A 20,421-nucleotide genomic window follows, 5' to 3' on the forward strand; every position below is an offset into this window, starting at 1 on the left:
ACTTCGGTAACGGAAGAACCGGACATTGAGGCACAGTATGTAGATGATCGCTTACGGATTCAGTGAGTACGGTGGCCCCGAAACCGAGTACTTTCTCGACATTCCCATCGCCGATCCTGGGCCGGGACAACTACTCGTCGCTGTCCATGCTGCTGGGGTCAATCCGGCTGATTGGAAGGTAAGGGCAGGTAACCGTAAGGACACTGTTCGGACACCTCTGCCTGCGGTTCTGGGACGCGAGGTGGCGGGTACCGTTGTTCAGATCGGCCCACACGTAGACGGATTCTCGGTCGGAGATCACGTCTTCGGCGCGACAGCCTCCGGCCATGGCGGCTATGCGCAGTACACCGTGTTGAACGCTGCGAATGCAGCGCACAAGCCGGAGAGCGTTCCGTTCACCTCCGCCGCCACACTCGCAGTCGCGGCCGGCACGGCGTACGACGCACTCGATCAGCTGGGGCTGCGCAAGAAGGACACTCTGCTGGTGCTCGGCGCGGGCGGTGGCGTGGGATCCTCGGCGCTGCAGTTGGCTCACGCCGACGGAATCGCCGCGGTCGGAGTATCGAGCGCGGCAAAGCGTGAGTGGGTGGAGAGTATGCGCGCGAAGTTCGTCGAGTCCGGCGACAGTTTCTCCGACGAGATCATGGTTGCCGTGCCGGAGGGAGTGGACGGCATTTTCGACCTGGTCGGGGGTGACACCTTGAGAGCCGCGGCAAAGCTGGCGAAATCAGGTGCCCCGATCATCAGCGTGGCCGACCCGACACTCGCGGGTTCACTGGGCGGTACTTCGGTGGTCCGGGATCGCACTGCGGTCGCCTTCACGCGTCTGGCAGAACTGGTTGCCTCGGGAGTTCTACGTCCACGTATCGATCATGTTTTTCCTCTGGAGCAAGCAGGCACGGCATTGGCACTCGTAGAAGATGGGCACGTTGCGGGCAAGGTCGTCCTGGAAGTCGGCTGATTGCACCTTTGTCGGTGCCATACGGCACACTCTCGAGAGTCAACTGTGGTTCGAGGATTGGGTGTGTGTGAAGAAGCTGCGTATCGCGCTGCTGTTGGTGGCGGTCACTTTCGCGATGGCGGCGTTCGGTTCCTGCGATAGCGGGATACCCGGTTTCGCACCTCCGCCTCCTGCGCCGGGCAGCCCCACCCGCGTGCAGATCGAGGAACTTCTCGCCCAGGTGCCGGTCGTTGCCGCGAGGCCGGATGCCCTCGGTTACGAGCGTGGGTGCAAAAAGAATGAAGGTTGCGTCTTCGGTCCAGCATGGACCGACGACTACGACGGACCCGGCGGTCACGACGGTTGCGACACCCGCAACAACGTCCTCGCTCGCAGTATGAGCGCGTTGGTGTTCCGGGAAGGCACCCACAACTGTGTCGTCCTCGAAGGCTCTCTTGCCGACCCGTACTCGGGTGAGGTCGTGAAGTTCAGCAAATCGGACGCAAGCGCGGTTCAGATCGATCACGTGTACGCGTTGTCCGCAGCCTGGGACATGGGCGCCAACGGGTGGCTACCGGACAAGCGAGTGCGATTCGCCAACGACCTCGATTTCAATCTTCTCGCTGTCAACGGACACGACAATCAGTCGAAGAGCGACGACACACCTTCGCACTGGCTGCCCCCGAACAAGGCATATCACTGCTTCTACGCAGGGAAATATCTCTCCGTGGCCGCGCAATACGGGCTACCCATCACGCAGGCGGATCAGCGCGCCCTGGCCACGGTGGCCGAGAACTGCTGATACTGCCTACGGCCGGCCGGAATAGACTTGGGGTCATGACTCGCTCGTTGACCAAGGACACCAGACTCTGCATGTCACTGTCCGGGCGTCCCAGCAACATCGGCACCAGATTCCACAACTACCTCTACCACGAGTTGGACCTGGATTACCTGTACAAGGCGTTCACCACCACCGACCTGCCCGCGGCCATCGGCGGTGTCCGCGCGCTCGGTATCCGTGGTTGCGCCGTGTCCATGCCGTTCAAGGAAGCTGCCATAGAGCTGGTCGACGTAGTGCACGATTCGGCGCGTGCCATCGAGTCGGTGAACACCATCGTCAACGAAGACGGCGTCCTGCACGCTTACAACACCGACTACCAGGCCGTCGCGGATCTCCTTGCTGCTTCGGGCTTTTCATCAGAGTTCACCGTCGCCGTCACCGGCAGCGGTGGGATGGCGAAAGCTGTCGTCGCGGCGCTTCGCGATTCTGGTTTCACCAAGGGAACAGTCGTTGCGCGCAACTCCACGACCGGAAATACGCTCGCGGAGGCCTACGCGTACGACTGGGCACCGGAGTCCGTGGCTGCGGACCTTCTGGTGAACGTCACTCCCATCGGCATGGAAGGCGGGCCCGATGCCGACGCGTCACCGTTCACCGACGCCCAGATCCATTCTGCGCAAGCAGTATTCGATGTCGTGGCGATGCCGTCGGAGACGCCGTTCGTTGCCGCAGCACGTGCCGCAGGCAAACCGGCAGTAACGGGCGCGCAGGTCATCGCATTGCAGGCGGCAGAGCAGTTCTTCCTCTACACCGGTGTTCGGCCTACAGGCGATCAAATCGCCCGTGCATCCGAGTTTTCACGACGCTAACGCTTTCTCCACTTCCGCGGCCATGGCGGCCTCTCCAGCAGCGTTGGGGTGCACCGGTACGAACTGATCCGAGAACAACAGCGGTTCGGCCCACCTCGTTCCGACAGCCTGACAACCATCGTGCCCCTCGGACACCACGGACATGTCGACGAACGTCGTGTCGGTCTCGGCGGCTGCGCTGGCGATGCTCGTGTTCAGCGTCCGCTGCAGACTGCGCAGGTAGGGGACGTCTCCCGGCGCGACCGGCATCTGCGGCGCGCACCCGATCGTGGGCGGGAGGAGCCACTGATAGCCGACGACGACCACGCGCGCCCGTGGAGCGCGCCGCTCGATGTCGCCGAGCGCCTGCCGAATGGCCGGGTAGGTCCGCGAGGTGATGGTGTCTTCGAAACTTGTCCCGTACTGATCTGCACACGGGCTGTACGCACCCGGCGATCTCAGTGCCGCACTGACGCACGAGGAGATCGCACGGGCGAAAACGTCGCTGTCGTTCCCCCCGATCATCAGGGTGACCAGGTCGGTCGAGTCCGACAGCGCATCGAATTGAGGCGGGGTGTCGGGGCGCTGACGGCCGTAGAAGTCCTCGGTCGACGCCCCGCCGCAGCTCACGTCTTCGAGCTGGAAACCGCGCTCTTCTGCAACGATCCGAGCGAAGTTTCTTTCCGACCTCAGGCACCCGAGTGGAGCGCCCGCGGCCAGTGGAAGCACACCGCTGCCCGCGCTGAAGCTGTCACCGAGGTTGACGTGCTCGACGATCGGACCAGCCTGCGCACTAGGGGCACAGAACGCACCGGCCATCAGCAGAACAACCACACTTGCCAGGTTTCGGACGAGCATGTGAAAAGTATGCGCCTCCGCGTGCCCTGTTTTCTCGAACTCGCTGATCGCGCGCCATCGCATGTCACAGGGCATCATCTACATTCGTGCCCGATCACCCAGCCACCACTACTGCGCCCGATGAGGGACGAGTGCAGCCGATCCTCGCAGGCATCGTCGCCGCGCTCGTCGGATTCACCAGTTCGTTCGCCGTCGTCCTCACCGGACTTCGTGCCGTCGGAGCAACGCCGACCGAAGCAGCCTCAGGACTCCTCGCCGTCATGATCACCCAAGGTGTCGGCATGGTGTATCTCTCGCGCCGCTATCGACAGCCCATCACGCTCGCCTGGTCGACTCCTGGCGCAGCGTTGCTGGCGGGCACCGGAACTGTCGTCGGCGGCTGGCCTGCAGCCGTCGGAGCCTTCGTCGTGGTGGGTGTCCTGATCGTCGCAACGGGGCTGTGGCCCCGACTGGGCAAGTTGATCCAATCGATTCCGACATCACTCGCCCAAGCGATGCTCGCCGGGGTACTGCTGCCGTTGTGCCTGCAACCGGTCACAGCATTTGCTACTTCCCCGGCGGTGATCGCTCCAGTAATTCTGGTATGGCTTGTCCTGCAACGATTCTCCCAGCGTTGGGCGGTTCCTGCTGCCTTCGGCGCGGCTGCGATCGTCATCGCCATCGATGTGTCGAGTCAGGATCGAATTCCCCGCGCACTCGATCTGATTCCACGAATCGATCCGACGATGCCGCACTGGACATGGCAGGCAATCATCGGAATAGCGCTGCCGTTGTACATCGTGACCATGGCGTCGCAGAACATCCCGGGAGTGGCGGTGATGACCTCGTTCGGCTACGACGTCCCGTGGCGACCGGTCTCGAGTATCACCGGAATCGGCACTGTCCTCGGTGCCCCATTCGGCGGTCACGCAATCAACTTGGCCGCCATCAGCGCTGCGCTGGCAGCTGGACCCAGTGCGCATCCGGACACGAAACGACGCTGGATCGCAGCCTTTTCGGCAGGGTGGTTCTACCTTTTCCTCGCACTGTGCTCGGCAGCCGTGGCTACCCTCGTCGCGGTTGCTCCACCCGGCGTCGTCGAAACGGTTGCCGGTCTTGCACTTTTCGGAACACTCGGTGCATCGCTCGCCGGCGCACTGAAAGCAGTGACCGGTCGTGAGGCTGCAATCCTCACCTTCCTCATCGCCGCTTCGGGCGTGGTGGTCTTCGGTATCGGATCGGCATTCTGGGCTCTGGTTGTCGGCCTGCTCCTGCGCTGGGTTCTAGCGCGTAAGCCGATAGAGTAAGCATGCATGACTGCCTCCGCCGATCAGCGCGCCGAGCACAACCCGGCATCCGAATACCCCGCTCTGTGGCCCGTCGGGACGCGGTGGGACGACAACGACCACTATGGCCACGTCAACAATGTCACGTATTACTCGTATTTCGACACTGCGGTGAACGGGTGGCTGATGGCGACGACCGGCCTCGACATTCGGCTACTGTCCGCGATCGGCGTCGTCGCAGAAACTTCGTGCAATTACCACCGCGAGCTGTCGTTCCCCGATCGACTCCAAGTCGGGCTGTCGGTCGAAAAACTCGGAACACGCAGCATCGTCTACAAGCTCGCCCTCTTTCGTGAAGCCGTAGGCGAGGAGTTGCAGCTTGCTGCAACCGGCCGCTTCGTACACGTCTACGTCGACGCCCAGACCCGTCGACCTGTGCCGATTCCCACCGAAATCGAAGCAGCAGCACGCACTCTGGTGATACCGAACTAAATGCCGATATCGTCCGCGGTCGACACGGCCCGCCCCACGATGTCGTCGATCAACGAAGTCGTGGGAGATCCGGCGTCGGCGCGGTTACGGACATCGGCCTCGGCCCGACGCATGACACCCTCGGCGATAATCGAAAGCTTCCACAGCGCCAGCACCTGCCAAAATCCTGCCGACGTGACATCACGGCCCGTCTTGGCCGCATATTCGGCAGTCAGTTCATCGCGCGTCGGGAATCCTGCCGCAGTGGACGCCATGAAGGGGCCCGCGACGGCGTCCCCTGCCTCGGGCCAGTAGGCGAGAAGCCCGCCGAGGTCGGCGAGTGGATCACCGAGCGTACTGAGCTCCCAGTCGACCACGGCGAGAATCGAACCCCTGGTCGGTGACACGATCACGTTGTTGAGATGAAAATCGCCATGTACCAGCGAAAGCTCGTGTTGCTCGGGAATGTTTGCCGCCAATCGCGCGGCGAGGGAGTCGATTGCGGGCACCTCACGAGACTTGGACTGCTCCCATTGCTTTGTCCAGCGCTTGAGTTGACGGGCCGCGTACGAGCCGTGGCTTGCAAGGTCGAGAAGGCCGACGCTCTCGAGATCTACGCGATGGATGGCGGCCAAGGCCCCCACCATGTTGAGGCCGACTGCTCTACGGACCTCCGCTGGTAACCGTTCCGCAGTGTTCACCGAGTCTAGGACCACGCCGTCCACGAAGCTCATCAGTACGAGAGGTACTTCCGATATCCGGGGATCGTCCGACACAGCCAGCATCTTGGGTACCGGAACAGGTGTGTTCTGCAACGCGGACATGATTCGATGCTCACGCACGACGTCGTGTGCCGACGCCAGCAGGTGACCGAGCGGTGGCCGACGCATGATCCACCGACTCCCGCCCGCATCACTGACGGAGTAGGTCAAGTTGGACTGTCCGTTGCCGACGCGCTCGAAATTCAACGGCGACACCGCACCGATACCCAGACTTCCGATCCACTCGGCGACTGCGGGTTCGTCCACACCTGCTGTGGTCATTTGCTTCCTTCCCTCCAGCACTTACTCGATTGGGAGGATGGTAGCCAAGACCCCGACAGCGGGGGTGGGATCAGCTGGCGCGCATCAAATCTGTATCGGCATCGCTGGAGGTCACACTTTCTACCGTCGAACCCACCTCGCGGCGGGCAGCGATCTCATCGACGTCGCCCACCAGGAGAGACACGAGCGATTCGGGCTCACGGAGCCAGGCGTCTGCCATTGTGCGTAGTTCTGCTCCAGCGAACAGCCCGCTCATCTCGAGGGCGCCGACCCACTCGGCTACGACCTCGGGAGTGGCCTCGGGTAGCGAGATGCGTTCGAGTCGAGCAACCTCGAATTCATAGCAAAAGAATGCACGCATCATGTCGAGCTGACTTCGAGAGAGGGTCTGCGCTTCACCGCTGGCAGTAGCGACAGCATCCGAACAACGAGCGTCTGCGAGCGTCATGATTTCTCCTTCGAGCGGCTCCGCCTCGTGATGCCGATGAGACCCAAGAGGCATTGACCTGGTCGAGACCGTTTCAGGATCGTTACGCTCCATCTGTAACGAATACCGCTCATGGCCGATGGGAAGAAACTACGCCCTCTCCCACTGGTGCCGCCAGACGAAATCACGCGTTGTGACCAGCGTCACAGCAGTGGCGCAATCCGCACCTGACTCAGCACCGAATACTTCTTCCGAACAGGCATGCAGTGCGCCAGGGCCCGACTCGACCGACAATCGCCAGGTAACGTTGGGCTTCGTGGTAGATGTTCCCGTTGGCGTACCGCCGCGCATGAAACGGGCACGCGTCGCAATTTTCACGATATTCGCCGTCAACGGGTTCCTCTTTGCCGTCTGGGTCGTGCACATTCCGATGGTCGAGCGCCGCACCGGCATCTCGCACGCCACGCTGGGATCGTTGCTGCTCCTTCTTGCGGTCGGCGCGATCTTCGGAATGCAGGCTTCTGGGCGCCTCTCCGATCGCTTCGGCAGTGATCGACTCGTTATGTTTTCGGCCTCGATGTTGGGCGTTGCATTGATGGGGCCGGCACTGTCGACCGGCGTCGTCACTCTCGGCGCGTCACTGTTCGTGGTGGGAATGTCCAACGGCGCTCTCGACGTGGCGATGAACGCTCAAGCAGTCGAGGTCGAGCGCATGTATCCGAGACCGATCATGGCGGCCTTTCACGCCTTGTTCTCTGTGGGCGGTGTACTCGGAGCACTGATAGGTGCCGCGACACTGGAAGCCGAACTTCCGATCGAGATGTCGATGGGCGGCGCCGCGCTACTCGGCCTGATCGCCATCGCATCGTGCCGGTCGTTTCTACTGCGCGCGACTCACACCTCGACATCACCGAATCGCTCCGACGCGCCCGCGCTCGGCTGGTTCTCTCCGCGGGTACTCGGCCTCGGTGCACTGGCGTTCGCGCTGTTTCTGTCCGAGGGCGTCGCCAACGACTGGAGCACGTTGCAGGTGAAGGAACATCTCGACACCTCGGACGGGATCGCGGCGCTCGCGTTCGGCTTCTTCGCATCGGCGATGACCGTCGGCCGCTTCTGCGCGGACCGCATCAGCGCGCAATTCGGCCCGGTCGCCGTCGTTCGCTACGGCAGCCTAGTGGCCGCAGCGGGGATGCTCCTTGTGCTCGTGTCCGAGTCCCTACCGCTCGCGTTGGCAGGCTGGGCGGCCTTCGGCCTCGGATTGTCCGGGAGCATCCCTCAGATATTCACCAGCGCAGGCAACCTCGGATCAGGTGCGCCGGCGACGAATATGTCGCGCGTCGTCGGCATGGGTTATGTGGGGTTCCTCGCCGGTCCTGCCGTCATCGGCTGGTTGTCGCACGTCGTTCCACTTACGGCCGCGATGGCAGTTCCCTTGGCTCTTACCTTGCTCGCAGCCGCAACCGCCGGAACCGTTCGTTCGCCACACGTCCGCATGGAGAGCACCTGAACGGAATTCACGGCCGATTCACATCGAGCGCTCAGGGTCATGATGCAGTGTCGTGGCCATGAATCGTGCAGACCAAGCGGTGCTGGGCCTATGACCACGAACACCGACAGCATGGAACTTGTCGAACTGAACGAAGAGGAACTGGACGCAGTCTTCCGCCGACGTGGCACGACTGTGCGAGCAATCGCGGCCGGAACAGCAGCTCTGACGTTGCTGACCATCCTGGTCGTATTACCGACACTAGGGTTCACCTACCCGCACTCACGCGTAGTCGTGACCGAACTTGTCGGCCTGTCGGAGAAAGTGCTCCAGGCCTTCGGCATCACACCGGTGCTGATTGCCGTCGCGGCACTGACGGTCGTAGCCCTGATTCGCAAACTTCACTACGGAATCGGCGCGGTGATCACTCTGACGATCGGTGCTTCGCTGACTACCGCTGCGGTTCGGACATGGGCGGCGGGCTGGGTTCCTGCCTCTGCGCTCCCCAACGGCTACGTGACAGCGTGCGCAGCACTGATGTGCGCTGCCACCCTCGTCGCCGCCACCCGGCATCTACCGATCGTGTGGGGCCTCGGAACTGTGGCAGTGATGGCGGTCGGCACCGCTGCAATCATCAGTGGAGCGGCGACGATCATCGGCGTCACCACAACCCTGCTGATCGTCGCCGGATGGTGGGCCGCGGCGTCCGCAGTGATGCTGTACTCACCCGTCGCCGCCCAGAGGGAAGCGCGCAACCCACTGGACACTGCAGCCATGGCAGTACAGCGGCGGCTGCGCTGAACCGAGAAAACGACCGAGCCTCACTTCGAGGCTCGGTCGTTTTCGGGCTCAGCTACCTGATTGCTACAGAGCCTTGAGTTCCTCGGTCACATCGGACACCGACTTCTTGGCGTCACCGAAGAGCATCGAAGTGCCCTCGGCGAAGAAGAGCGGATTCTCGATTCCCGCGAATCCGGAGGACATCGAACGCTTGAGCACGATAACCGACTTGGACTGATCGACGTTCAGAATCGGCATCCCGTAGATCGGGGAAGACGAATCGTTGCGAGCAGCCGGGTTGGTGACATCGTTCGCGCCGATCACCAAGGTGACGTCGGTGCGAGAGAACTCGTCGTTGATGTCGTCCATTTCCTTCATCGCGTCGTACTCGACGTCGGCCTCGGCAAGCAACACGTTCATGTGTCCCGGCATACGGCCGGCGACCGGGTGAATCGCGTACTTGACCTCGACACCCTTCGCTTCGAGCAACTTGGCCATGTCCTTGACCGCATGCTGCGCCTGCGCCACGGCGAGACCGTAACCGGGAACGACGATGACCTGGTTTGCGTATGCCATCTGAATAGCAGCATCGGCAGCCGACGTCGCCTTCGCGGTGCCCCCAGCAGCCCCCGCCGGTCCGGCTGCAGCATCGCCGCCACCGAACCCGCCGGCAACGATCGCCGGAATCGACCGGTTCATGGCCTTGGCCATCAAGTTCGTCAAAATTGTGCCCGACGCGCCGACGATCATGCCCGCCACGATCATTGCCGTGTTGTTCAGAGCCAGACCTGCTGCCGCAGCCGACAAACCGGTCAACGCGTTGAGCAGCGAGATGACCACCGGCATATCCGCGCCACCGATCGGCAACACCACCGTCAAACCGAGAATGCCTGCCAGCACCAAGACTGCGACGATCCACCACTGCGAGACACCGGCGCCGGGGGTGGCATTGATTCCGATCACTACCGCTGCGGCAACGGCGCCGATGAGCAGAAGCGCGTTCATCGGCTGCTGCAGCTTCCCGATCGTGATCGGAGAGCCCGGCAATGTTTCCTGGAGCTTGAGGAACGCGATGAGCGAACCCCAGAACGAGATGGAACCGATGATCGCCGCGAAGAGCGAACCGATGACAATGTGCACCGTCGGCGACTCGCCATGGTTGAAGTCCGAGAACCCGGAGGTGTCGAGGAACTCTGCCCACGCGATCAACGCGACCGTGCCGCCGCCGACACCGTTGAACAGTGCCACCAGCTGAGGCATACCGGTCATCTTCACTCGGCGTGCCGGCGGAATACCCAGAGCGACACCGACGACGAGGCCTACGATGATCAGAATCCAATTCTCGGTGTCCCGAATCGCGATCAGCGTCGCGACGACTGCGACGAACATGCCGACCGCGGCGATCTGGTTACCGCGAACAGCCGTCTTCGGACCGGTCAGACCCATCAGACCGTAGATGAACATGCCGAAGGCAACGATGTAGAGAATGTTGACGAGATTGTCCATCAGGAGTCAGCACCCTTCTCGACGGATCCAGGGGCAACTGCGGCGGGCACAGGCTTGGACTTGAACATGCTGAGCATGCGATCGGTGACGACGAATCCACCGATCACATTGACAGTTCCGAACACCAAGGCGACGAACAGGATGATCTGCAGACCGATCGAGGGATCCTCGACCTTGCCCAGCACCACCAGTGCGCCGAGCACAACGATGCCGTGGATGGCGTTGGTACCGGACATGAGCGGGGTGTGCAAGGTGTTGGGCACCTTGGAGATCACCGCGAAGCCCACGAACCCGGACAACACCAGGATCGCGATATTCGCCAACAGCGGGGTGTACATCAGTTCTCCTTCTCACGTGTCACGCATGCACCAGCGAGGACTTCGTCCGAAAAATCAGGAGCGAGGCCACCGTCGACGAGCATAAGTTCGAGCAACGCCGAAATGTTCTTCGAGTACAGCTCGCTTGCGTGCTCGGGCATGGTGGCAGGCAGATTCAACGGCGAGGCGATGGTGACAGCGTGCTTGACGACGGTCCGACCGGGCTCGGTCAACTCGCAGTTACCGCCGGTCTCACCGGCGAGGTCGACCACGACACTTCCGGGCTTCATGCCCTCGACGGCCGCGGCCGTCACCAGACGTGGCGCCGGACGCCCGGGCACCAACGCGGTCGTGATGACGACGTCGAAACCCTTGATTGCTTCTTCGAGGGCGTCTTGCTGCTGCGTACGCTCCTCCTCGGTCAGTTCGCGGGCATAGCCACCTTCACCTGCTGCGTCGATCCCGAGGTCGAGCCACTGAGCGCCGACCGAGCGGACCTGATCGGCAACCTCGGGGCGCACGTCGTACCCGGTCGGGCGACTGCCGAGACGCTTGGCTGTCGCCAAAGCCTGCAATCCGGCGACACCGACACCGAGGACCAGGACTGTTGCCGGCTTGACCGTGCCGGCGGCGGTGGTGAGCATCGGAAAGAATCTTGTCGACTCGGACGCCGCTAGCAGCACTGACTTGTAGCCCGCGACATTCGCCTGTGAAGACAATGCGTCCATGACCTGCGCACGAGAGATACGGGGAATCGCCTCGACGGCGAACGCCTGCACGCCCGCTGCCTTCAGCGCACCGATACTGTTCTCCGCATTACGCGGCGCCAGGAATCCGATCAGCGTCGAACCCGAAGAGAGCTTCGCGACCTCGGCATCGGTGGGCGGTGCGACCTTGACGACGACATCGGCACCCCAAGGGTCCCCGATCCTCGCGCCGGCCGATACATACAGCTCGTCCGGAATCAGTGCGCCCAGGCCTGCGCCGGACTCGACGATCACCTCGACGCCTTTGCCGATCAGCGACGCCACGATTTTCGGAACCAACGCGACGCGACGCTCGCCCTCTCCGGACTCGCGGACTACGCCCACTCGCACCGGTTTACCTGTGCTCGTTCCTTCAGCGCTGGTGCCCGGTGTGCTCGGATTGTTCTCAGTGCTCTGCGATGTTTCCAAATCTCCGACTTTCGTGAGTTGATTGGCGCCTACGGTTTCGTCGAATGGTTACTTCATCCGCGCGACGAGGAGGCGAATCCATGCGACAAGGCACAAGGTTTCTGATGATAGCCAGAGTCGATAGATCTTAGGTAACCCACGCCACAGTAAGTTCCACCCAGAAGCGAGCGCGATGTATCGCGACGTGCGGGTATGCCACCCAACGTGATCGACGTCATAGGTGACCGGCAGGTAGAGGCTCGCCTACTGTAAACCCAATGATCGAGTGCGTTTTCTGCGGCATCGTCGAAGGCGACTTACCGGCGACGATCGTGTTCGAAACCGACGACGTATTGGCGTTTCTGGATATTCGCCCTGTAGCCAGGGGCCACATCGTGGTTGTCCCGAAATTGCACGCAGCTGATCTCGACTCGTTGGATCCAGCACTCGGCGCGGCAGTATTCGCAGCCGGTCATCGACTTTCACGCGCACTTCGACGATCGGACCTGAGTACCGACGGCGCCAATCTCGTCGTCAACGACGGGCGGGCCGCTTTCCAGACTGTCTTCCACACCCATCTTCATGTCGTTCCCAGGTGGACGGGTGACAAGTTGCGCTTCGCGGGAGGGTTCGTCTTTCGACGGTTGCGCAAACCGGAGGAGACCGCGGACGCGATCAGGGAGGGCATCGTTCGCTTGTCCCGAGAGGGTCGACCATGAAAATGTTTTTGGCGTCGTATCGATTCGGTGATCACGTCGAGAAGTTCCTCGGGTTGACGGGAACGCCGGGACGCATTGCGGTCATCGCCTCAGCTGTCGACGGATGGCCGAGCGCCGCCCGCCAGTCGGCAGTCACCACCGAAGTACGAGACCTGCGGGCGCTCGGATTCGATCCATACGAACTCGACCTCCGTTCGTTCATCGACCGCCCTGAGCAACTGGCGAAGGAGCTCGATCGCTACGGCACCGTCTGGGTCCGCGGTGGCAACACCTTTGTTCTACGTGCGCAATTGAGCCGCAGCGGGGCGGACTTCGCGATAGCACGTCGAGTGCGCGAGGGGACCCTCACCTACGGCGGCTACAGCGCCGGCGCGTGTGTCGTGTCGACCACCTTGCGCGGAATCGAGGCGGCCGACGATCCGGACGAGGTGTTACCGGCCACCGGCACCGAAGTTGTGTGGAACGGGCTGGGTCTGATCGATTTCGCGTTAGTTCCACATTTCGGATCGATCCTCGACGACAACTGTTCCGGACCGAAGATGGTCTCGCAGTACGAGCGAGAGAACATTGCGTACCGGACCCTGACCGACGAGCAGGTAGTCGTGATCGACGGCGAACTACCTATCTTCCTTTAACCGGACTGGGCAATGGGCGCGAGACGGTCGAGCGACGCCCATGCCATATCGCACCTTTTGCGGGTCATCTCGTCCGCGTCGATGAGAAGAGTGTCCAGGAGTAACCGAGGTTGTCGTTTCCACGTGATCTCCACGTGCTCGACGACCGCTCGATCGAAAAGGCCGGATAGCTCGAGCGCAACGATCCACTCGTGAACGTCACCACGATGGATCATCTCGATGGTGTCGTAATCGACTCCGCCGCCTTGGAATTCGTACGAGAAGATCGCGGCGATGAATGTCCAGGACTTACTGGTGGAATCCATCATGTTTCTCACCCTCCTTGGTACCCGGCCGAGTCGCCGAGCAGCTACCACTAGTGGTGGACGCTAGCCTCAACAGCCACCTGATTTCGTGTCGTCGCTGCATCAATCAGGTAACAGAGTGGCTGATGTGACAGATGTGACTCCAATAGCCAGGTCCTCTCCGCGTCGAATCCGCCGCCTCGGTATGGTTCTGCACGTGTGGAAGCGCGGAATTCCGTTCGGTGTCGCAGTGCTGGTTCTTGCTGCCACCGGCTGTTCCGCGGAGAACTCGGAATCCACTCTCGATTCGGCCACTTCTACGGCGGCCCCGACACCGGCCACGGAGGAGCTTTTCGTCGGAGAGTGCGGTTCGATGACAGACGAGCAGTTGGGTTCTATCACCGGAGTCCCCGGTATCGCCTCCTCCTCCAAGAATGGTGTCCGGTGCAGGTGGGAGGCACCCAATTCCGGTGCGTACGCCATGTTCACGTGGTATCGAGGTAGCCCGATCGACCGCGAACGATCCGTCGCCGCGCAGATCGGTCGCGAGATCGCGTACATCGATGTCGACGGACACCCAGGTTTCACCGCCAAAGGTGCCGATACGTCATGTGAAGCGGCAGTCGAATCCGGGGACGGATTTCTGCATTGGTCGCTGAACTATGCATTTGCGGTACCTCCTCGCGACAGCTGCGAGGTTGTCGAGGACCTGGCCCGCGCAACCGTAGCGAACGCGAAGTAGGTGAGAGCGATGAACCGAACTCGGACGCGAGTTGCCGTGGTGACAGCAACATTGCTACTTGCCGGCTGCAGTACCACCATCGAAGGAACCCCCACACCTGCCGGATTGGGCGGCGATTCACAGTTCGACAAACTGCTGCAGGAATGCACGGCCGTCCCGAACGACAAGATCGCCGAATCCGTCCAGGCGGATGTCGTGGACCAGTACTTCTACGGCGCAGTCTGCATGTGGACGGGCACCGGGGCCGCAGGCTCGGTGGACGTCACATTCGCCTGGTTCGAGAACAATTCTCTCGGTCGTGAGCGGGCACTGGCCGAACAGCTGAACTACGCAATCGAACCCGTCACGGTTGCCGGTACGAACGCTTTTCTCTCACGCCGACCCGGTGATCCCGCGTCGTGTGGCATCACCGCCGCGTACACCGGCACCATTACCTGGTGGGTGCAGTATCGCGGCGGGACCGTCGACCCCTGTGTAGGTGCGACGAAGCTCGCCGAACTGACGCTGCAACGCAATCAATAACGACTCGCGATCCCCGTCCGACCCATACCCTCGACAGCGAGAGCCGAGATCGAGACGAGGATGAGCGATGAGTGAACCGATCGAACTGGATCCGCGGCTACTCGCGTTGAAGCGCTCGTTACCCGACGGCGCGGTTCTCACCGATCCTGATCTGACGGAGGGCTACCGCCACGATTGGGCCAAGGACCCGGATGCCGGAGCTCCGCTGGCGGTAGTTCGGACCACCTGCACCGTCGATGTGCAAAATGTCATGAAATGGGCCAGCACACACAATGTTTCGGTAGTTCCTCGCGGAGCTGGATCCGGACTGTCCGGTGGCGCGACGGCCGTCGACGGCGGAATCGTGCTCAGCACCGAACTGATGCGTGACATCACGGTGGATCCGGTCACCCGCATCGCGGTCACCCAACCCGGACTACTCAACGTCGAAGTCAAGAAGGCTGCTGCCGAACACGGGCTCTGGTACCCGCCGGATCCGTCGTCGTTCGAGATGTGTTCGATCGGCGGGAATGCCGCTACCAATGCGGGCGGTCTGTGCTGCGTCAAATACGGGGTGACCGCAGATTATGTGCTCGGTCTCGAGGTCGTTCTCGCCGATGGCACCGCGGTACGACTCGGTGGCCCGCGCCTGAAAGATGTTGCGGGCCTGTCACTGACCAAACTATTCATCGGCAGCGAGGGGACGCTCGGCATCATCACCGAGATCACCGTGCGTCTCATTCCGGCCCAACCGCCGGCCAGCACCGTTGTTGCGTCGTTCTCCTCGGTTCGTGACGCGACCACCGCCATCCTCGCGATCACCCGCTCGCTACGGCCATCGATGCTCGAATTCATGGATCGTGCGTCGATCGGCGCAGTCGAGGACGCGATGAAGATGGGCCTGGACCGCGGAGCCGCAGCGATGCTGATTGCCCGTTCGGACTCCCCCGGTGACGACCGCGCGCATGAAATCGAGATCATGGCGGCCGCGTGCACCGAGGCTGGTGCATCCGAAGTCTTCACAACCGACGATCCGGATGAGGGCGAGGCTTTCGCTGCTGCAAGGCGATTCGCGATTCCCGCTGTGGAACGTCTCGGCAGTCTGCTCCTCGAGGACGTCGGTGTGCCGCTCCCCGCGCTACCCGACCTCGTCGAAGGTATCGAACGAATCTCCGAAAAGTACGCAGTCCTAGTCGCTGTCATCGCCCACGCCGGAGACGGAAACACTCACCCGCTCATCGTGTTCGATCCTGCCGATGTCGATATGACACGTCGTGCCAACATCGCTTTCGGAGCGATCATGGACCTGGCACTGACCCTTGGCGGCACCATCACCGGCGAGCACGGAGTAGGCAGGCTGAAGAAAGCGTGGCTACCCGACCAGGTGGGAGCGGACGTCATGGAGCTCACTCAGCGGATCAAGACCGCCCTCGACCCCAGCGGCATTCTCAATCCCGGCGCAATCCTCTGACACAGCGCGGTATGCGCTCAGGTGGACGGCAGAAGGAGCGCGCGAACGGCATCGATCGTGTCGGCTTCAGCCAGTGTCTTGTCGGGCCGGTATCGGAGCACCCGGGCGAATCGAAGCGCAACTCCGCCTGCATAGCGGGTGCTCTTCTGCACACCGTCGAGTTCGATCTCGACGACAAGATCGGGATACACGTACACAGTGTGCTCATCACGTGAACTCTCGTGTTTCGGAAACTCCTCGGTCTGCCATTGCAGCAGTACATCGGTGAGCCCCTTGAATGTCTTGCCGACCATGATCGGATCCCCACCGCTTGGATCGCGCGCCCCGAGATGCAGATTGGACAGCCGGCCCGTCCGCCTGCCGTAGCCCCATTCCGCACCGAGTACCACCAGATCCAACGTGTGCTCGGGCTTGACCTTCTGCCACGTGCGGCCGCGTCGGCCCGCGGCGTAAGGCGCCGACAACGACTTGACCATCACACCTTCGTGCCCGGCGGCCAACGCCTCCTCGAAGTACCCGGCTACAGCGTCGGCGTCCGGGCGTACCACTGACGGAATCCGATGAATGGGTGCAACCTGTTCCAGCGCTGCCAGCCGGCGTTCGAGCGGTTCGTCCAGCAGATCCACGCCGTCGAGATGCAGGCAGTCGAAGAAGTACGGCTGCAGAAGCAACTCGTGGGCACTCTGGGCACCGAACCGACTCATCGTCTCCTGAAAAGGACGCGGCCTGCCACTGTCGGTGAGTGCGAGGGTTTCCCCATCGAGTACGACGCTGGTGCACGGCAACGCTCGGATCAACTCGACGAGCTCCGGCACGCTGTCGGTGATCTCCCGCAGGGTCCTGGTGTAGATATGTACATCTTCACCCGATCGATGGACCTGGATGCGAGCCCCGTCCAGTTTGTACTCCAAACTCACCTCGCCTGCGAATTCGATCCACGCCGCGGCCGACGACTCCGCGGGCGAGGCCAACATCGGACGCACCGGGCGACCCACCTCGAGTTCGAAGAGTGCCAGTGCAGTCTCGCCTCCGGCCAGCGCAGCGGACGCCGTTGCCGATAAATTCCCGGAGAGCATGAAAGCCCGTCGGACCGGGTCGATTTTCAGTCCCGCCGCAGCAGCAATCGCGTCGGTCATCACGCCTTCGAGTGCACCCTGGCGCAACTCGCCGGTCAGCAACCGAACCAGAAACACGCGCTCGTCACCCGTCGACCGCCCAAGAAGATCCGTCAGGACCTCGCGACGTCGGGCGGTCGAACCCGGACCGGAGGTCGAGGCAACCGTCGTGATCTTCGTATCGACCTCGGCGACGGTGAGTGTGCCCGCGGCGGACGGATCGACGTCGATATCGGCCAAGGTCCGCCAGCCCACGCCGATTCGGCCCTGCGGCAATTCACCGGACAGCCACGCCACCACGGTGGCGGTCTCCGATGGGTCGACCTCGGTGAGCAACAGCCGCAGCGCCTCGGTCTTGGCCTTACGGGAGCGAGTGGCACCCACGGCCAACGAGGTCTCGACGATTCGGATGAACAGCACCAGATGTAAGTATCCCGAAGTGGACCAGCTCAATCCACCTCGATCCACCGACCCTGGCAACGTCAGGTGAAGCCGAGCACCTGATCTCCCCATGCCGCGCGTAGAACGGCGTCCGGGTCTTCGACAAGAGAATCCTGGGTGTCGATGACAAGTGTGGAGCGCGTCGGCTCGACGTAGGGCGCCCAATGCTTCGCACCGTCGAGGGTGGCGGGGACTCCGTGCTGGGCGAAGGCGACCCATCGCTTCATCACACGCAGCGATACTGCCGTCGCTGCCTTGCGGCCACCGAGCCAGAATGTCGGATCTCGATTCAACGTTCCGAAATTGCCGAAGACATATGGCAACTCGGTCGCGTGTCCCGCACCTATACGAGCAGCCTTCAGCATCGGTGTCGCATGATCGAATCGATACATCCAGACTGGCGCAAATCTACTGTGCGCGTCCGCGATCCACATCGTCGGCATTCGAAATCCAGCATCCCTCGACATCGCAAGTGCACCAGCCGATTTCGATCGATCCGGATAAGCCGACATGATTTCCGCGATCCGGAACGCCGGCAGATCCGAGTGATCGTTCGCGATCGCACGAAACATCTCCGTGACGGTGTCCGACGTGACCGGCATCAACGGTGACTTCATCAAGCGGAAGATCGATGCCTCGTCGTGATTCGTTCCGATGATCAACGGGATGCGGTGCGAGTATCCCTTCTGGAACGCTGCAACGGGATACCGCGGGACGACATCTCCGTCGACTACCGGCGCGAGCCCCAACGTGCCCGGCACCCGCGTCGGGACGTCGTAACACAGGGTGTCGCCCGCCTCGACGAGACGCATGAAGTCGACGGTTTTCAACTCCCCGATTCGATCCGGAGTGATATCGACGAGTTCGAGGAATCTCGTGGCCACGGCCGCCGCGCGTTCCGGTCCGTACACCGACGTCGCGGGCGCACTTTGCACGATAGCGCGGTGAAACAGCCCATCGGCCTTCGGCGAGGTCATCAGTGTCGTGACCGACGCGCCACCCGAGGACTCGCCGAACACGGTCACGTTCGACGGATCACCACCGAACGATTCCACGCAACGCTGCACCCATTCGAGTGCTGCGATCTGATCACGCAAGCCGAGATTCGTCTCGAAGACCGTCTCCGCTGTAGAGAACGACGACAAGTCGAGGAATCCGAAAGCCCCGACGCGATAGTTGACGGTGACGAGCACCAGATCACCGAGTTCGGCCAGCCGCCTGCCATCGTAAACGCTCTGCGCAGAGGAACCGAGCGAGTACGCACCGCCGTGAATCCACACCATCACCGGCCGAGGTCTACCGTCGGGCTCGGGTGCCCAAACATTGACCGACAGACAGTCCTCCGACATCGGGATCGTCGGATCGATCGGCACCGGATTAGCTTTGCCCTGGGGTGCCACGTCACCGAAACGTCGACAATCCCGGGCTCCTGCCCACGGTTCCACGGGCCGCGGAGACCTGAAGCGATGTTCGCCGGCGGTCGCAGCCGCGTATGGGATCCCCTTCCACACGAAGTGCGTGCCGTCGCGGTACCCGATCACGTCGCCGTCCGGAGTGTGCACCTGACATGTCCAAACGCCGTCTTGCTCGACTTCGGTCATGGCATTCCTCCGTATCCGACGTAGGCACATCCGATACTGGTCAAGGTACCAATTCCCGGGACCTATCCGTCCACTTTAAGCTGGCAAGATGAACCGACTACGCGCATGCGGCGCAGCCGTTGGTGCAGCGTCCGCCCTGGTTCTTTCCGGATGCGGTTCCGATGTCGACGGCAGCGCAACGGCGCCGCTTGCGACCGTCGACACCGACCCACCGTCGGTGGTCCGCACGACGCCCGCGACTGCACCCTCGCCGACGACATCGGCCGCCCCGACAACAAACACCTCGACGACTCCCGACAAACCGACGACGAGCAGTCCCCCGCCGACCGCCGACCCGTCCCAGTACAAGAGCACTGCCGGGTTCTTCTACTTCACCAGCCCGAGTGGCAAGTTCGAATGCGCGATCGTCGTGACCGAGACCTCGGTCGCTGGGTGTCACGGCGAGTTCCCCCGCTCGGCCCCGCGAGTGGCGGGAAGCGGTGCTCCAGAGTCTTCGGTGGCTCCCAACACCGTCGAGATCACTGCAGGATCCCCTGCCAGGTTTCTCAGCTCAGGCGATCCGCGCTTTCATCGGTTCGACGGGACTGCGAAGGAACTGCCGTACGGGCTCACACTCGCCGTACCCGGAAGTGGGCGTTCCAATGGGCTCGAATGCCGAGTCGAGGAGTCGTCCGGGGTCACCTGCCTGGATCAGGTCGGCCATGGTTTCACGGTGTCGGACAAGGCATTCGAGCTGAAGTAGACGCAGTTTCGAAAGAGTGTTTCGGCAGCGCGCGACCTCACCTCAGATACCGGCTAGGAATCCTCGGTAGACGAAATGTTGCGCGCCACCACCAGGCATCGAGGACCCTGCGACAGCCCGCTCGACACCGCATCGCCGACCAAGGGTGCTAGGGTCGGCGATGTTCTGACACGGGGTGCGTCCGTACATGCGGATGCTGAGATCACACCCGTCGAACCTGATGCAGGTAATGCTGACGAAGGGATGTCAAGGCGATGACTGCGCCTTTAAACTCGGTGGACTCTGTCCGCCACA

Annotated in this window: 22 protein-coding genes and 1 riboswitch; of the genes, 13 read left to right on the forward strand and 9 right to left on the reverse strand. The window is 62.2% G+C overall.

Annotation, left to right across the window (positions count from 1 at the left end; translation table 11 throughout):
- Positions 1 to 43: 43 nt before the first annotated feature.
- The 3 genes from BJD99_RS08775 to BJD99_RS08785 all read left to right on the forward strand — a co-directional run bounded on the left by BJD99_RS08775 (position 44) and on the right by BJD99_RS08785 (position 2,590).
- Positions 44 to 961, forward strand: a complete 918-nt coding sequence (locus BJD99_RS08775) for an NADP-dependent oxidoreductase (RefSeq protein WP_084346462.1) — start codon at positions 44 to 46, stop codon at positions 959 to 961.
- A 115-nt stretch (positions 962 to 1,076) separates the two neighbouring features.
- Positions 1,077 to 1,742 carry an HNH endonuclease family protein gene (locus BJD99_RS08780; RefSeq protein ID WP_084346491.1) on the forward strand — a complete coding sequence of 222 codons (666 nt, stop codon included), beginning with the start codon at positions 1,077 to 1,079 and terminating at the stop codon, positions 1,740 to 1,742.
- Between the two features lie 35 nt (positions 1,743 to 1,777).
- Entirely contained in the window at positions 1,778 to 2,590 is an 813-nt protein-coding gene (locus BJD99_RS08785) for a shikimate 5-dehydrogenase (RefSeq protein ID WP_084346463.1), read from the forward strand.
- On the opposite strand, the gene BJD99_RS08790 is transcribed toward BJD99_RS08785, so the two are convergent.
- Positions 2,579 to 3,427, reverse strand: coding sequence for an SGNH/GDSL hydrolase family protein (locus BJD99_RS08790; RefSeq protein WP_084346492.1), 849 nt, complete (start codon positions 3,425 to 3,427; stop codon positions 2,579 to 2,581). The two genes, BJD99_RS08785 and BJD99_RS08790, sit on opposite strands and share 12 nt — an antisense overlap.
- A gap of 86 nt (positions 3,428 to 3,513) precedes the next feature.
- On the opposite strand from BJD99_RS08790, the gene BJD99_RS08795 reads away from it, so the two are divergent.
- The gene (locus BJD99_RS08795) at positions 3,514 to 4,713 is read left to right on the forward strand and encodes a benzoate/H(+) symporter BenE family transporter (RefSeq protein ID WP_084346464.1); all 1,200 of its coding nucleotides are present in this window, start codon (positions 3,514 to 3,516) and stop codon (positions 4,711 to 4,713) included.
- A 6-nt stretch (positions 4,714 to 4,719) separates the two neighbouring features.
- Entirely contained in the window at positions 4,720 to 5,184 is a 465-nt protein-coding gene (locus BJD99_RS08800; RefSeq protein WP_084346465.1) for a thioesterase family protein, read from the forward strand.
- Here the strand turns inward: BJD99_RS08800 and BJD99_RS08805 are convergent.
- Together BJD99_RS08805 and BJD99_RS08810 are read right to left on the reverse strand one after the other, a co-directional pair.
- A complete protein-coding gene (locus BJD99_RS08805; RefSeq protein WP_084346466.1) occupies positions 5,181 to 6,206 on the reverse strand; it encodes a phosphotransferase family protein in 1,026 nt (341 codons plus the stop codon). The two genes, BJD99_RS08800 and BJD99_RS08805, sit on opposite strands and share 4 nt — an antisense overlap.
- Before the next feature lie 70 nt (positions 6,207 to 6,276).
- Positions 6,277 to 6,654: a hypothetical protein gene (locus BJD99_RS08810; protein ID WP_084346467.1), complete on the reverse strand. Its 378-nt coding sequence runs from the start codon at positions 6,652 to 6,654 to the stop codon at positions 6,277 to 6,279.
- 328 nt (positions 6,655 to 6,982) lie between these two features.
- On the opposite strand from BJD99_RS08810, the gene BJD99_RS08815 reads away from it, so the two are divergent.
- Together BJD99_RS08815 and BJD99_RS08820 are read left to right on the forward strand one after the other, a co-directional pair.
- Positions 6,983 to 8,140 carry an MFS transporter gene (locus BJD99_RS08815; protein WP_084346468.1) on the forward strand — a complete coding sequence of 386 codons (1,158 nt, stop codon included), beginning with the start codon at positions 6,983 to 6,985 and terminating at the stop codon, positions 8,138 to 8,140.
- 90 nt (positions 8,141 to 8,230) lie between these two features.
- Positions 8,231 to 8,920 (forward strand): hypothetical protein, encoded by a 690-nt coding sequence (locus BJD99_RS08820; RefSeq protein WP_084346469.1) that lies wholly within the window; start codon positions 8,231 to 8,233, stop codon positions 8,918 to 8,920.
- A 63-nt stretch (positions 8,921 to 8,983) separates the two neighbouring features.
- Here BJD99_RS08820 and BJD99_RS08825 read toward each other — a convergent pair whose 3' ends face one another.
- From BJD99_RS08825 to BJD99_RS08835, 3 genes are read right to left on the reverse strand one after another with little or no spacing between them, the layout of a single operon-like run.
- Positions 8,984 to 10,405: an NAD(P)(+) transhydrogenase (Re/Si-specific) subunit beta gene (locus BJD99_RS08825; protein ID WP_084346470.1), complete on the reverse strand. Its 1,422-nt coding sequence runs from the start codon at positions 10,403 to 10,405 to the stop codon at positions 8,984 to 8,986.
- Entirely contained in the window at positions 10,405 to 10,743 is a 339-nt protein-coding gene (locus BJD99_RS08830; RefSeq protein WP_084346471.1) for an NAD(P) transhydrogenase subunit alpha, read from the reverse strand. The genes BJD99_RS08825 and BJD99_RS08830 overlap by 1 nt, the downstream gene beginning before the upstream one ends.
- A complete protein-coding gene (locus tag BJD99_RS08835; protein WP_084346472.1) occupies positions 10,743 to 11,819 on the reverse strand; it encodes a Re/Si-specific NAD(P)(+) transhydrogenase subunit alpha in 1,077 nt (358 codons plus the stop codon). Before BJD99_RS08835 ends, BJD99_RS08830 begins: the two co-directional genes overlap by 1 nt.
- 335 nt (positions 11,820 to 12,154) lie before the next feature.
- Here BJD99_RS08835 and BJD99_RS08840 point away from each other — a divergent pair, with 335 nt between their 5' ends.
- Positions 12,155 to 12,595, forward strand: coding sequence for an HIT family protein (locus BJD99_RS08840; RefSeq protein ID WP_084346473.1), 441 nt, complete (start codon positions 12,155 to 12,157; stop codon positions 12,593 to 12,595).
- Positions 12,592 to 13,230, forward strand: coding sequence for a Type 1 glutamine amidotransferase-like domain-containing protein (locus BJD99_RS08845; RefSeq protein ID WP_084346474.1), 639 nt, complete (start codon positions 12,592 to 12,594; stop codon positions 13,228 to 13,230). Before BJD99_RS08840 ends, BJD99_RS08845 begins: the two co-directional genes overlap by 4 nt.
- Here the strand turns inward: BJD99_RS08845 and BJD99_RS08850 are convergent.
- The gene (locus tag BJD99_RS08850; RefSeq protein ID WP_084346475.1) at positions 13,227 to 13,538 is read right to left on the reverse strand and encodes a hypothetical protein; all 312 of its coding nucleotides are present in this window, start codon (positions 13,536 to 13,538) and stop codon (positions 13,227 to 13,229) included. The two genes, BJD99_RS08845 and BJD99_RS08850, sit on opposite strands and share 4 nt — an antisense overlap.
- A 124-nt stretch (positions 13,539 to 13,662) precedes the next feature.
- Between BJD99_RS08850 and BJD99_RS08855 the strand changes: the two genes are divergently transcribed.
- From BJD99_RS08855 to BJD99_RS08865, 3 genes are all read left to right on the forward strand, one after another.
- A complete protein-coding gene (locus BJD99_RS08855; protein WP_256895563.1) occupies positions 13,663 to 14,256 on the forward strand; it encodes a DUF3558 domain-containing protein in 594 nt (197 codons plus the stop codon).
- Between the two features lie 9 nt (positions 14,257 to 14,265).
- The gene (locus BJD99_RS08860; RefSeq protein ID WP_084346477.1) at positions 14,266 to 14,778 is read left to right on the forward strand and encodes a DUF3558 domain-containing protein; all 513 of its coding nucleotides are present in this window, start codon (positions 14,266 to 14,268) and stop codon (positions 14,776 to 14,778) included.
- Positions 14,779 to 14,845: 67 nt separating this feature from the next.
- The gene (locus BJD99_RS08865; protein ID WP_084346478.1) at positions 14,846 to 16,228 is read left to right on the forward strand and encodes an FAD-binding oxidoreductase; all 1,383 of its coding nucleotides are present in this window, start codon (positions 14,846 to 14,848) and stop codon (positions 16,226 to 16,228) included.
- Between the two features lie 17 nt (positions 16,229 to 16,245).
- On the opposite strand, the gene BJD99_RS08870 is transcribed toward BJD99_RS08865, so the two are convergent.
- Together BJD99_RS08870 and BJD99_RS08875 are read right to left on the reverse strand one after the other, a co-directional pair.
- Complete coding sequence (locus tag BJD99_RS08870; RefSeq protein WP_084346493.1) at positions 16,246 to 17,763, reverse strand: ATP-dependent DNA ligase; 1,518 nt, start codon at positions 17,761 to 17,763, stop codon at positions 16,246 to 16,248.
- 62 nt (positions 17,764 to 17,825) lie between these two features.
- Positions 17,826 to 19,385: a carboxylesterase/lipase family protein gene (locus BJD99_RS08875; RefSeq protein WP_084346479.1), complete on the reverse strand. Its 1,560-nt coding sequence runs from the start codon at positions 19,383 to 19,385 to the stop codon at positions 17,826 to 17,828.
- A gap of 88 nt (positions 19,386 to 19,473) precedes the next feature.
- On the opposite strand from BJD99_RS08875, the gene BJD99_RS08880 reads away from it, so the two are divergent.
- The gene (locus tag BJD99_RS08880) at positions 19,474 to 20,127 is read left to right on the forward strand and encodes a hypothetical protein (protein WP_084346480.1); all 654 of its coding nucleotides are present in this window, start codon (positions 19,474 to 19,476) and stop codon (positions 20,125 to 20,127) included.
- A 161-nt stretch (positions 20,128 to 20,288) separates the two neighbouring features.
- Positions 20,289 to 20,388: riboswitch (TPP riboswitch) on the forward strand.
- The last annotated feature ends 33 nt before the right edge of the window (positions 20,389 to 20,421 follow it).

The organism is Rhodococcus sp. 1163, assembly GCF_002091985.1.
Classification (GTDB): Bacteria; Actinomycetota; Actinomycetes; order Mycobacteriales; family Mycobacteriaceae; genus Rhodococcoides.